1 protein-coding gene is annotated in these 14377 nt (G+C 74.2%); it reads right to left on the bottom strand.

Annotated features, from left to right (window positions below; all coding sequences use genetic code 11):
* Positions 1-18 precede the first annotated feature (18 nt).
* Positions 19-14367, bottom strand: a complete 14349-nt coding sequence (locus GA0070612_RS32665; protein WP_231924320.1) for a type I polyketide synthase — start codon at positions 14365-14367, stop codon at positions 19-21.
* Between the last annotated feature and the right edge of the window lie 10 nt (positions 14368-14377).

Consider the following 14377-nt stretch of genomic DNA (forward strand, 5'->3'; position numbering starts at 1 on the left):
AGAGAGGGTGCGAGCCGGTCAGGACGCGCCGAGCCGGCGGTCGATGAACGCGAACAGCTCGTCGTCGCTGGCTTCGTCGAGCGTTTCGGTGACCGGCGCGGACGCCCCGGTCACCTCGGCCCACTGGCCGGTGAGTGCCTTCAGCCGGGCCGCGACGCCGTCCCGCACGGCCAGTTCGGCGACCTCGTCCGGCCGCAGGGCGGTGAACGCCTGCTCCAGCCGGGCCAGGTCGTTGAGCAGTCGCGGGGTGCGGGCCGGGGCGAGCGTGCTCAGCAGATGGTCGGCGAGAGCGCGCGGCGTCGGGTAGTCGAAGGTGAGCGTCGCCGGCAGGCTGAGCCCGGTGGCGGCGTTGAGACCGTTGCGCAGTTCGACAGCCGCGAGCGAGGTGAACCCGAGGCCGGTGAACTCCAGGTCCGGGTCGACCGTGTGCGCTCCCCCGTCGCCGATCGTGGCGGCCACCTGGGTGAGGACGACGGTCAGCACCGCCTCGCTCCGGGCGGCCGGATCGGTCGAGGCGATCTGCTCGGCGAGCGTACGGTCGGGTCCGCGTCGGGTGGTGCGGCGCTTCGGCGCCTCCCGCAGCAGGCCGCGGAGCACCGCCGGCACGCTGGCCGGGGTGGCGCTCGGGTCGAGGCGCAGCGGCACCAGGGCCGGCTCGGCGGCGCCGAGGCTCAGGTCGAACGCGGTCAGGGCCTGCGCCTCGGTCATCGGCAGGACGCCGGTGCGGGCCATCCGGGCCAGGTCGGCGTCGGTGAGGGTGGCGGCCATGCCGGCGGCCCACGGCCCCCAGGCCAGCGAGGTGCCGGGCAGGCCGGCCCTTCTGCGGTACGCGGCGAGCGCGTCGAGGAACGTGTTGGCGGCCGCGTAGTTGCCCTGCCCCGGTCCGCCGACGACGCCGGCCGCCGAGGAGAACAACACGAACGCGGTCAACTGCCGGTCCCGGGTCAGCTCGTGCAGGTGCCAGGCGGCCTCGGCCTTGGGGCGCAGGACGGTGGCGACGCGTTCCTCGGTCAGCGCGGTGACCACTCCGTCGTCGAGCATCCCGGCGAGGTGGACGACTGCGGTCAGGTCGGGGAGGCCGTCGAGCACCTCGGCCAGCGCGGTGCGGTCCGCGGCGTCGCAGGCGACCACTGTCGCGGTGGCTCCGGCGGCGGCCAGGTCACGGACGAGGGTGTCGGTGCCCGGGGCGTCCGGGCCCTGCCGGCTGAGCAGCACCAAATCGGTGACGCCGTGGCGGGTGGCCAGGTGGCGGGCGACGACAGGGCCGAGTCCGCCGAGGCCGCCGGTGACCAGCACGGTGCCGGCGCCCAGTCCGGTGGTGTCGTCGCTGTTCGTCGCGTACGGCGTGAGGACGGGGGTGAAGACGCCGTCCACGCCGATGGCGATCTGGGACTGCTCGGCTGCCGCTGCGGCCCGGATCTCCGCCTCGCCGGTGCCGGGCTCGGCGTCGACGAGCGTGAACCGGCCGGGGTGCTCGGACTGGGCGGCGCGGACGAGACCCCAGACGGCGGCTCCGGAGAGGTGGGTGATGTCGCCGTGGGCGGCTCCGGCGGTGACCACCGTGAGGCGGGTGTCGGAGTCGACAGCCGACCGGAGGGCGGCGAGCGTGCGGGTGGTCGCGGTGCGCGTGGCGGTCACGGGGTCGGTGCCGTCCGCCGGGATCCGCAGGACGACGGTCTCGGGGTCGCCGGTGGCGGGTAGGTCGATCGGCGTCCAGGCGAGGCGGTGCAGCACCGACGGCGGCGTGTACGCCCGCAGCCGCAGGGCGGCCACCGAGACGACCGGGTCGCCGACGGCGTCGGCCAGTGTGACCTGGACGGCGTCGCCGACGCTGAGGCGGACCTGGGCGGCGGTGACGCCGGGCTGGTGGACGGTGACACCGGACCACGCGAAGGGCACCCTGGGCGCGCCGTCGCCGGTCCGGTCGTCGAGGCCGAGAGCGTGCAGGGCGGCGTCGAGCAGGGCCGGGTGGATGCCGTAGCCGTCGACGCTCACGTCGTCGGGGAGCACGACGTCGGCGTGCACCGTGCCGTCGGTGTCGCGCCAGGCGGTCCGGACGCCCTGGAACGCCGGCCCGTAGTCGAGGCCGCGCCGGAGCAGCTCGTCGTAGAGTCCGTCCACGTCCAGTGGTGCCGCGGCGGCCGAGCGGCCCACCGGGACGACCGGCGTCTGGTCGGGGGGTGTGAGGGTGCCGGTGGCGTGGGCGGTCCAGGTCGTACCGTCGGTGCTGGCGTGGATGGTGACCGGGCGGTGGCCGTCGTCGGAGGCCGGGCCGACCCGTACCTGGATCTGGGCACCTCCGTCGTCGAGGACGAGCGGGGCGGCGAGGACCAGGTCGTCCAGCCGGTCACCGGCGCCGGCCGCGAGCGCGGCCTCCACGAGCGCGGTGCCGGGGACCAGGAGGGCGCCGTCGACCCGGTGGTCGGCGAGCCACGGCACTGTCGCGGCCGACCAGTGGCCGGTGAGGACGCGTTCCCCGCTCGCCTCGGCGAGGGTGACCGCGGTGTCGAACAGGGGGTGGCCGGTGCGGTTGCGGCGTGCGGCAGCCGGGCCGGTCGGCCAGTAACGGCGGTGCTGGAAGGCGTAGGTGGGCAGGTCGACCAGCCGCCCGCCCGGGTGGCAGGGCGTCCAGTCGACGGCGACGCCGCGCACGTAGGCCTGCGCGAGGGCGGTCAGCAGCGTGGTCGGCTGGTCCCGGTCAGGGCGTTGCACGGGTACGAACACCGCGTCCGCGACGCAGTCCGCACCCATCGCGGAGAGCACCCCGTCGGGACCGATCTCCACGAACGTGCTGACACCCAGGCCCTCCAGGGTGGTGATCCCGTCGGCGAAGCGGACCGCCTCGCGCACGTGCCGCACCCAGTACGCGGCGTCCTGGGTCTCGGCGATCTGCCCGGTCACGTTGGACACGATCGGGATGCGCGGCGTCTCGTAGGTCAACGTTTCGGCGACCGCGGCGAACTCGGCGAGCATCGGCTCCATCAACACCGAGTGGAAAGCATGGCTGACCCGGAGCTGCTTCGACTTCGTGAAGTGTCCGGCGACCGCGGTGACCTCGTCGGCGGCACCGGAGAGGACGACCGAACGCGGGCCGTTGATCGCCGCAACCGACACCCCGTCGGTGAGCAGGGGCAGCACCTCGGCTTCGGTGGCGCGCACCGCGACCATCACTCCACCGGTCGGCAACGCCTGCATGAGCCGGCCTCGGGCGGTGACCAACGTGGCCGCATCGGCCAGGGACAACACTCCGGCGACATGCGCGGCGGCGATCTCACCGATCGAATGACCGACCAGGTAGTCCGCTGTCACACCGAAGGACTCGACGAGGCGGAACAGCGCCACCTCGACGGCGAACAACGCGGACTGCGTGTAGACGGTCTGGTCCAGGTCGTCGCCGTCGGCGATCACCTCGCGGATCGGCCGGTCCAGGTGCCGGTCCAGCTCCGCGCAGGCCGCGTCGAACGCCTGCCCGTACACCGGGAACGCCTCGGCCAGGTCCAGGCCCATGCCGGGCCGTTGCGAGCCCTGGCCGGAGAAGACGAAGGCCAGCTTGCCGTCGACCACGTCACCGGTCACCAGACCCGCGTCGGTCCGGCCCTCGGCGAGCGCTTCGAGGGCGTCCGGGCCGAACACCACAGCCCGGTGCGGGAACGCGCCGCGCGTGGTGAGGGTGTGACCGACGTCGGCGGGGTCCAGCGCGGGGTGGGTCTCCAGGTGCGTCAGCAGCCGGGTGGCCTGGTCGCGGAGACCGTCGGTGGTGGTCGCGGTGAGCGGCCAGACGCTCGGCCCACCGCCCGGGTGCCGGGGTGCGGGGGTCGGTTCGGGGGCGGCTTCCAGGATGACGTGGGCGTTGGTGCCGGAGACGCCGAACGAGGACACGGCGGCGCGACGCGGGCGGCCCGGCACCGTCCACTGCCGTTCCTCGGTGAGCAGCGAGACCGCTCCGGCCGACCAGTCGATGTGCGGGGACGGGTCGTCGGCGTGCAGGGTGCGGGGCAGGACGCCGTGCCGCATCGCCTCGATCATCTTGATGATGCCGGCGACCCCGGCGGCGGCCTGGGTGTGGCCCATGTTCGACTTGATCGAGCCGAGCCAGAGTGGCTGGTCGTCCGGGCGGTCCTGGCCGTAGGTGGCGAGCAGCGCCTGGGCTTCGATCGGGTCGCCGAGCACCGTGCCGGTGCCGTGTGCCTCGACGGTGTCGACGTCGGCGGTGCCCAGGCCGGCGCTGGCCAGCGCGGCGCGGATGACCCGCTGCTGGGCGGGGCCGTTGGGGGCGGTCAGGCCGTTGGACGCGCCGTCGGAGTTGACGGCGCTGCCCCGGATCACGGCGAGGATCGGGTGGCCGTTGCGGTGGGCGTCGGAGAGGCGTTCGACGACGAGCATGCCGACGCCCTCGGACCAGCCGGTGCCGTCCGCCCCGGCACCGAAGGACTTGCAGCGGCCGTCGGCGGAGAGGCCGCGTTGGCGGGAGAACTCGATGAAGGTGCCCGGGGTGGCCATCACGGTGACGCCACCGGCGAGCGCCATGGTGCACTCGCCGTTGCGGATCGCCTGGACGGCCAGGTGCAGCGCCACCAGTGACGACGAGCAGGCGGTGTCCACGGTGAGCGCCGGGCCCTCCAGCCCGAAGGTGTACGCGACCCGGCCGGAGATGACGCTGCCCGCGTTGCCGATGCCGAGCAGGCCTTCGACGGCGTCGCCGTCGGGGTCGAGGCGGGACACGTAGTCGTGGTACATGACGCCGGCGAAGACGCCGGTGCGGCTGCCGCGTACGGTCGCCGGGTCGATGCCGGCCCGTTCGAAGGCCTCCCACGAGGTCTCCAGCAGCAGTCGCTGCTGGGGGTCGGTGGCGAGTGCCTCGCGCGGGCCGAGCCCGAAGAACGGGGCGTCGAAGTCGGCGGCGTCGGCGAGGAACCCGCCGGAGCGGGTGTACGAGGTGCCGGGGTGGTCCGGGTCGGCGTGGTAGAGGCGGTCGACGTCCCAGCCCCGGTCGGCGGGGAAGTCGCCGATCGCGTCGCTGCCGGTCTCGACGAGTCGCCACAGGTCCTCGGGTGAGCTGATCCCGCCGGGGTAGCGGCAGGCCATCCCGACGATGGCGATCGGCTCGTCGGGGTGGCCGGACGCGGCGACCTCCGAGGTGTCGGGGCCCTCGGCGCCGATCAGCGTCTCGTGCAGGTGGGCGGCGAGGGCTGCCGGGGTCGGGTGGTCGAAGACGAGGGTGGCCGGCAGTCGCAGGCCGGTCGCGGCGTTCAGGCCGTTGCGGAGCTCGACGGCGGCGAGCGAGTCGAAACCGGTCTCCTGGAACGCCTTGCCGGGGGCGACCGCCTGCCCCGAGCCGTGGCCCAGCACGCTCGCGACGTGGGTGCGGACCAGGTCGAGGAGGGCTTCCCGTTGGTCGGCCGGACGCAGTGCCGCGAGTCGCTGGACCAGGGAGGCGTCGCCGGTGGCGGCCCGCGCGGCGCCCCGTCGCGTAGCCCGGATGAGGTTGCGCAGCAACGGGTGGACGGTGGCCGGCGCCTGACGGCCGGAGGTGAGCCGCAGGGGCACGACGGTGGTGTGGCGGCCGGCCGCGTCGAAGAGACCGAGACCGTCCTCGGGTGTGATCAGGGCGAGGCCGCCCCGGCTGAGTCGCTGGACCGCGTCCGGGTCCAGGTCGGCGGCCATCCCGGCGGCCCACGGCCCCCAGGCGAGCGACGAGGCCGGCAGGCCGGCCCGGTGGCGGAGGTCGGCGAGGGCGTCGAGGAAGGCGTTCGCGGCCGCGTAGTTGGCCTGTCCGGGGCTGCCGAGCAGGCCGGCGGCCGAGGAGAACGTCACGAACGCGGTCAGCGGGTGCCCGGCGGTGAGGTCGTGCAGGTGCCAGGCGGCGTCGACCTTCGGCCGGAGCACCGCGGCGAGGCGTTCCGGGGTGAGCGCGGTGACCACACCGTCGTCGATCACCCCGGCGATGTGCAGGACCCCGGTCAGGCTGCCGACACCGGCGACGGCGGCGGCGAGGGAGTCGCGGTCGGCCAGGTCGCAGGCCAGGACGCTGCTTGTCGCGCCGAGTGCGGCGAGTTCCGCGGTCAGCTCGGCGGCCTCCGGGGCGTCCGGGCCACGGCGGCTGAGCAGCAGCAGGTCGGTGACGCCGTACCGGGTGACCAGGTGTCGGGTGAGCAGCCGGCCGAGGGTGCCGAACGCGCCGGTGACCACTACCGTGCCGGTGCCGAAGTCGTGCCCGTCGGCGGGTTCGGTGATCCGGGCCAGGCGGGGTGCGCGCAGCATGCCGTCGCGGACGGCGATCTGTTCCTCGCCGGTGGCGAGGACAGCGCCCAGGTGGTCGTCGCCGTCGGTGTCGACGAGGAGGAACCGGCCGGGGTTCTCGGTCTGGGCGCTGCGGACCAGACCCCAGACGGCCGCTCCGGCCAGGTCGGTGACCGCGTCGTCGGGGCCGCCGGCGACCGCGCCGCGGGTGACGACCGCGAGTCGGACGTCCCGCTCGACGGCGTCGCGCAGCGCGGCCAGGACGGCGGTGGTGGTGGCATGGGTGGCGGTGACCGGGTCGCCGGTGGCGGCGGCGGGCACGCGCAGCACCTCGATTCCCGTGCGGTCGGCGGTGCCGGGTGCCTCGACCGGAATCCAGTCAAGCCGGTGCAGGCCGTCGGTGCTGGCGGTGCGCTCGGCGTACCGGCGCAGCACCAGGGAGTCGGCGGTCAACAGGGTCCGCCCGAGGGTGTCGGTGAGGTGGACGCTGACGGCGTCGGTACCGGCGTCGGCCAGCCGCACCCGGGCGGTCACCGCGCCGGAGGCCCGCAGGGTGACGCCGGACCAGGCGAACGGCACCCGGGCCTGACCGTCGTCGTCGCCCAGCACGCCGAGGCCGAGTGGGTGCAGGGCGGTGTCCAGCAACGCCGGGTGGACGCCGTACCGGCTGCCGTCCACTGTGGTAGGCAGCTCCACCTCGGCGTGGACGGCGCCGTCGGCGTCGAGCCAGGCCTGGCGCAGCCCGCGGAACGCGGGGCCGTAGTCGAGACCCCGACGGCGCAGGGCGTCGTAGAGACCGGTGGTGTCGATCGCGTGGGCTCCGGCGGGTGGCCAGGTGGTCGGCGTGGCCTCGTCGAGGGTTCCGGCGGTGCTGAGGGTGCCGGTGGCGTGGGTGGTCCACCGGCTGCCGTCGGGGCTGGCGTGGACGGTGACGGTGCGGCGGCCGGAACCGTCGTCGGCGCCGGTGCGGACCTGGACCTCGATCCGTTGTTCGCCGAGGATCAGCGGGGCGGCCAGGACGAGGTCGTCGACGCGGTCACAGCCGACCTCGACGCCGGCGGCGAGGGCGAGTTCGAGCAGCGCGGTGCCGGGGACGACCACGTCACCGGCGACCTGGTGGTCGGTGAGCCACGGCAGGGCGGTCCGCGACCATCGGCCGGTGAAGATCCGTTCGTCGCTGTCGCCGGCGAGGGTGAGCATGCCGCCGAGCAGCGGGTGGTCGACGGCGTCGCCGTTGCCGGTCACCGTGGCGGCGGGCCAGTAGCGCTGGTGCTGGAAGGCGTAGGTGGGCAGGTCGATCACCCGGCCGCCGGTCAGGCACGGCGTCCAGTCGACCGCGACGCCACGCACGAAGACCTGCGCCAGGGCGGTGAGCAGCGTGGCCGGTTGGTCCCGGTCAGAGCGTTGCACGGGTACGAACACCGCGTCGGCGACGCAGTCCGCCCCCATCGCGGAGAGCACCCCGTCGGGACCGATCTCCACGAACGTCGAGACACCCAGGCCCTCCAGGGTGGTGATCCCGTCGGCGAACCGCACCGCCTCGCGCACGTGCCGCACCCAGTAGCCGGCGTCCTGCGCCTCGGCGACCTGCCCGGACACGTTCGACACGATCGGAATACGCGGCGCGCCGTAGGAAAGCGTCGCCGCCACCTGGGCGAACTCGGCCAGCATCGGCTCCATCAACACCGAGTGGAACGCGTGACTGACCCGCAGCTGCTTCGACTTCTCGAAGTGCGCCGCCACCACCGTCACCTCGTCGGCCGCACCGGAGAGCACCACCGAGCGGGGGCCGTTGATCGCGGCGATGCTCACCCTGTCGGTCAGCAGCGGCAGCACCTCCGCTTCGGTGGCCCGTACCGCGACCATGACCCCGCCGGTCGGGAGGGCCTGCATCAACCGACCCCGCGCGGTGACCAGCGCCGCCGCATCGGCCAGGGACAGGACACCCGCGACGTGCGCGGCAGCGATCTCACCGATCGAATGCCCCACCAGGAAGTCCGGCGTCACCCCGAACGACTCCACCAGTCGGAACAACGCGACCTCGACGGCGAACAACGCCGACTGCGTGTAGACGGTCTGATCCAGATCGTCACCCTCGGCGATCACCTCGCGGACCGGCCGGTCCAGATGCCGGTCCAGCTCGGCGCATGCCGCGTCGAACGCGTCCGCGTACACCGGGAAGGCCTCGGCCAGGGCCAGGCCCATGCCCGGACGCTGCGAACCCTGACCGGAGAACACGAACGCGAGCGTGCCGTCGGACGTCTCGCCGGTCACCAGGCCGGCATCGGTGCGGCCCCCGGCGAGCGCCTCCAGGGCGTCCGGCCCGAACGCCACAGCCCGGTGCGGGAAGCTGCCGCGTCGGGTGAGGGAGTGGCCCAGGTCTACCGGGTCCGCATCGAGGTACGGCAGCAGCCGCCCGGCCTGGGCGCTCAACGCGCCCGGCTCGGCGGCGCCGAGCGTCCACGGCACCGGAAGGACAGCCGGCGTCGGCGGCGCGGCCTGAGGTTGCGACGTCGGAGGCGCTTCCAGGATGGCGTGGGCGTTGGTGCCGCTGATGCCGAAGGAGGACACGGCGGCGCGGGCCGGACGGTCCACGTCGGGCCACGGCTGCGGCTCGGTGAGCAGCGACACCGCCCCGGAGGCCCAGTCGACGTGCGGGGTGGGTTCGTCCACGTGCAGCGTGCGGGGCAGCACCCGGTGCCGCATCGCCATGACCATCTTGATGATCCCGGCGACCCCGGCCGCCGCGACGGTGTGCCCGATGTTCGACTTGACCGAGCCGAGCCAGAGCGGCCGACCGGTCGGACGGTCCTGCCCGTACGCGCTGAGCAGCGCCTGCGCCTCGATCGGGTCACCGAGCCGGGTGCCGGTGCCGTGTGCCTCGACCGCGTCCACGTCGGTCGGGCCGAGGCCGGCGTCGGCCAGTGCCGCCCGGATGACCCGCTGCTGGGCGGGGCCGTTGGGGGCGGTCAGACCGTTCGACGCGCCGTCGGAGTTGACCGCCGTGCCGCGCACCACGGCGAGCACCCGGTGACCGTTGCGGACGGCGTCGGAGAGCCGCTCGACCAGGAGGATGCCCGCGCCCTCGGACCAGCCGGTGCCGTCCGCGCCCGCCGCGAACGACTTGCAGCGGCCGTCGGCGGACAGGCCCCGCTGACGGGAGAACTCCACGAACGCGTCCGGGCTGGCCATCACCGTGACGCCACCGGCCAGCGCGAGGGAGCACTCGCCGGACCGCAGTGAGCGGACCGCCAGGTGCAACGCCACCAGCGACGACGAGCAGGCGGTGTCCACGGTGACCGCCGGGCCCTCCCAGCCGAGGGTGTACGCGATCCGCCCGGAGGTGACACTCGCCGCCGTGCCGGTGAGTCGGTACCCCTCGACCCCGTCGGCGACCTGGTCACCGGTGCCGTAGCCGGAGAAGGACGCCCCGACGAAGACCCCCGCGGGTTCGCCACGCAGGCCGGCAGGGTCGATACCGGCCCGCTCGACCGCCTCCCACGCGGTCTCCATCAGCAGTCGCTGCTGCGGGTCCATGGCCAGCGCCTCGCGCGGTGAGATGCCGAAGAACGCCGCGTCGAAACCGGCGACGTCGGCGACGAACCCACCAGCACGGGTGTAGGAGGCGCCGGCCTGGTCCGGGTCGGGGTCGTAGAGGGCGTCCAGGTCCCAACCACGGTCGGCGGGGAACCCGGCGATCGCGTCGGCGCCGGACTCGACGAGACGCCACAGGTCCTCGGGTGAGCCGACGTCGCCCGGGTAGCGGCAGGCCATCCCGATGATGGCGATCGGCTCGTCGGGGGTGCCGGCAGACGGTGTCACGGTGTGCGCCGTGCGATCCGCGCCGGACAGCAGGGTGTCCAGTTCGGCGGCGAGGACGGCGGCGTACGGGTAGTCGAAGGCGACGGTGGTGGGCAGGCGCAGGCCGGTCGCGGCGGCGAGGCGGCTGCGCAGTTCCACAGCGGTCAGCGAGTCGAAGCCGAGTTCCCGGAAGGGGCGGTCGGCCGGGACGGCGTCGGCGGAGTCGTGACCGAGGACGGCGGCTGCCTCGCCGCGTACCAGGTGCAGCAGGTACGCGCGGCGCTCCTCGACGGTACGCCCAGCCAGCAGGTCGGTGGCCGGACCGGTGGACTGTGGCTGCTCCGCGACGTCGGTGAGCAGCGGGCTGAGCAGGGGGCTGTGGCGTCGTACCGTGAAGGCGGGTCCGAAGCGTGACCAGTCCACGTCGGCGACCACCACCGTGGTGTCGCCGGCGGACACGGCGTGGGTCAGCGCGGCGATGGCGCGGGCGGGGTTCATCGCGGTGACGCCGCGCCGGGCGAGCTGGGCGGACACCTCGGCGTCGGCCATGCCGCCGCCGGCCCACGGACCCCAGGCGACGGCGGTGGCGGGGCGGCCCTGGGCGGCCCGGCGGGCGGCGAGGGCGTCGAGGTACGCGTTCGCAGCGGCGTATCCGCCCTGGTCCCCGCTGCCCCACACGCCCGCGATGGACGAGAAGAGCACGAAGGCGTCCAGGTCGTCGCCGAGGAGTTCGTCGAGGTGCCGGGCACCGAGCACCTTCGCGGCGCCGAGTTCACCGATCTCGGTGGGGTCCAGCCCGGCCAGTGGGGTCAGGTGGGCGACGCCGGCGGTGTGCACGACCGAGCGGACCGGGGTGCCGTCGGCGCGGAGCGTCGCGATCAGGGCGGCGAGGGCGTCGCGGTCGGTGACGTCGCAGGCTGCGGCGGTGATGCGGCAGCCGGTCCCGGCCAGCTCGGCGGTCAGGGCGTCCAGGCCGGGGGCGTTCGCGCCCCGGCGGCTGACCAGGACGACCCGTTCCGCGCCGTTGTGCGCGGCCCAGCGGGCGACGTGGGCGCCGAGCGCGCCGGTGCCGCCGGTGACCAGGACGGTGCCGGTCGGCTGCCAGGGTTCGGTGGCCGGGGCGGGGGCGCGGTCGACGCGACGGGCGTGCAGGCCGTCGGCACGGATCGCGACCTGGTCTTCTCCGCTGCTTCCGGCCAGGACGGCGGCGAGCTGGTCGGTGACGTCGCCGGCCAGGTCGACGAGGCCGCCCCAGGTGTCCGGGTGTTCGAGGGCGGCCACCCGGCCGAGACCCCAGATCGCGGCCTGGGTGGGGTCGGGCGCGATGTCGTCGGTGCCCGTGGTGACGGCCGCGGTGGTGACGGTCCAGATCGGCGCGGTGACCCCGGCGGTGGTCGTCGCCCAAATCAGGGCGAGCAGGTCCGCCGTGGCGTCGAGGTCGCCGGTACGCGAGGGCACGTACAGGATGCCGGCCACCTCGTCGGTGAGCTGCCCGACGTCGCCGATCTCCGGGGTGGCCCCGTGTCGGGTCAGCAGGTCGTGCAGCTGCCGGGCGGTCGGGTCTGCCGGGTCGGCGACGATGCGCCACGTCCCGGCGAGGGTGCCGGCGGGTGGGGCGTCGACGGGCTGCCAAGTCTCCCGGTACCGCCACTCGTCGGGTGTGCCGCTCGCGGGTTTCGGCAGGTCGGGCCAGTAGTAGCGGCGTTGGAAGGCGTAGGTGGGCAGGTCGATCGTGCGGGCGTCGGGGTGGCACGGTGTCCAGTCCACGGCGACGCCGCGCACGTAGGCCTGCGCGAGGGCGGTCAGCAGCGTGGTCAGCTGGTCGCGGTCAGAGCGTTGCAGGGGTACGAACACCGCGTCGCTGACGCAGTCCGCCCCCATCGCGGACAGGACACCGTCGGGGCCGATCTCCACGAAGGTGCTGACACCCAGACTCTCCAGTGTGGTGATCGCGTCGGCGAAGCGGACCGCCTCGCGGACGTGCCGCACCCAGTACGCGGCGTCCTGCGTCTCGGCGACCTGCCCGGTCAGGTTGGACACGATCGGAATGTGCGGCGTGCCGTAGGAAAGCGTCGCCGCCACCGACGCGAACTCGGCCAGCATCGGCTCCATCAACACCGAGTGGAACGCGTGACTGACCCGCAGCTGCTTGGACTTCTCGAAGTGCGCTGCGACGGCGGTGACCTCGTCGGCGACACCGGAGAGGACGATCGAACGCGGGCCGTTGATCGCGGCGATGCTCACGCCGTCGGTCAACAGCGGCAGCACCTCCGCCTCGGTGGCCCGCACCGCGACCATCACCCCACCGACCGGCAACGCCTGCATCAGCCGGCCCCGGGCGGTGACCAGCGTCGCCGCATCCGGCAGGGACAACACACCGGCCACGTGCGCGGCGGCGATCTCCCCGATCGAATGCCCCACCAGGAAGTCCGGCGTCACCCCGAACGACTCCACCAGTCGGAACAACGCGACCTCGACGGCGAACAACGCCGACTGCGTGTACACCGTCTGATCCAGGTCGTCACCCTCGGCGATGACCTCGCGGATCGGCCGGTCGAGATGCCGGTCCAACTCGGCGCAGACCGCGTCGAACGCCTCCGCGTACACCGGGAAGGCCTCCGCCAGGGCCAGGCCCATGCCGGGCCGCTGCGAACCCTGACCGGAGAACACGAACGCGAGGGGGCCACGGGTGACCGTGTCCCGCACCACGCCCGCCGCACCGCGGCCCGCGGCGAGCGCCGTCAGCGCGGCGAGCCGTTCCGCCGGGTCGGTGGCGGTGATCGCGGCGCGGTGCCGCAGGCCGGCGCGGGTGGTGGCCAGCGAGTACGCGACGTCGGAGGGGTCGGCGTCGCTGTCGGTGAGGTGACCGGCGAGGCGGGCCGCCTGGGCGTGCAGGGCGGCGTCGTCGTGGCCGGAGAGCAGCAGCGGCGCGAGGACCGTGGACGGTTCGCGGGGCTGCTCCTCGTCGTCGGGCGGGGCCTGCTCGACGATGACGTGGGCGTTGGTGCCGGAGACGCCGAAGGCGGAGACACCCGCCCGCGCCGGGTGGTCGCCGGACAGCCAGGGGCGGGCCTCGGTGAGCAGCTCCACCGCGCCGGCCGACCAGTCGACGTGCGGGGTGGGCGCGTCGACGTGCAGGGTCTGCGGCAAGGTGCGGTGCCGCATCGCCATGACCATCTTGATGATCCCGGCGACACCGGCGGCGGCCTGGGTGTGCCCGAGGTTCGACTTGATCGAGCCGAGCCAGAGCGGGTCGCGCTCCCCCCGGTCGCGGCCGTACGTCGCGAGCAGCGCCTGCGCCTCGATCGGGTCGCCGAGGACGGTGCCGGTGCCGTGCGCCTCGACCACGTCCACGTCGGCACCGGTCAGCCCCGCGTTGTCCAGGGCGGCCCGGATGACCCGCTGCTGGGACGGCCCGTTCGGTGCGGTGAGGCCGTTGGACGCGCCGTCCTGATTGACAGCGGTCCCCCGGATGACGGCGAGCACCTGGTGGCCGTTGCGGCGGGCGTCCGAGAGACGTTCCACCAGCAGCAGCCCGACGCCCTCACCCCAGCCGGTGCCGTCGGCGGCCGAGGCGAACGACTTGCAGCGGCCGTCCGTCGCGAGCCCGCCCTGCCGTTCGAACTCCTCGAACGCGCCGGTGGTGCACATGACCGTCGCACCGCCGGCCAGCGCCATCGTGCACTCGCCCTGACGCAGCGACTGGACCGCCAGGTGCAGCGCGACCAGCGAGGACGAGCAGGCGGTGTCGACGGTGATGGCCGGGCCTTCGAGTCCGAAGAAGTACGACAGGCGGCCGGAGACCACGGCTGCCGCGTTTCCGGTCAGCAGGTGACCCTCGTCGGCGATCGGCGTGCGCATCAGCACCGACGCGTAGTCCTGGGTGTTGGAGCCGACGAAGACGCCGACCTGCCGCCCGCGCAGCGACAGCGGGTCGACGCCGCCGCGCTCCAGTGCCTCCCAGGCGGTCTCCATGAGGAGCCGCTGCTGCGGGTCCATGGCGACGGCCTCGCGCGGCGAGATGCCGAACAGCGCCGCGTCGAACTCACCGGCCGCGTCGAGGAACCCCGCCGGGCGGGCGTACGAGGCGGCCGGGTCCCAGCCACGGTCGTCCGGAAAGCCCGACAGGGCGTCGGCGCCGTCGGTGACGAGTCGCCACAGGGCCTCGGGCGAGTCGACGCCGCCGGGATACCGACAGGCCATCCCGACGACAGCGATGGGTTCCCGCTGCGCCTCGGTGAGCCGGCGGTGCTGGTGGCGCAGACGCTCGTTCTCCTTCAGGGAGGAGCGCAGTGCCTCGACGAGCTTGTCGCTGGAGGTGGCCATCATGAGCTCC

Source organism: Micromonospora chokoriensis (genome assembly GCF_900091505.1).
In the GTDB taxonomy this organism is placed as follows: Bacteria; Actinomycetota; Actinomycetes; order Mycobacteriales; family Micromonosporaceae; genus Micromonospora; species Micromonospora chokoriensis.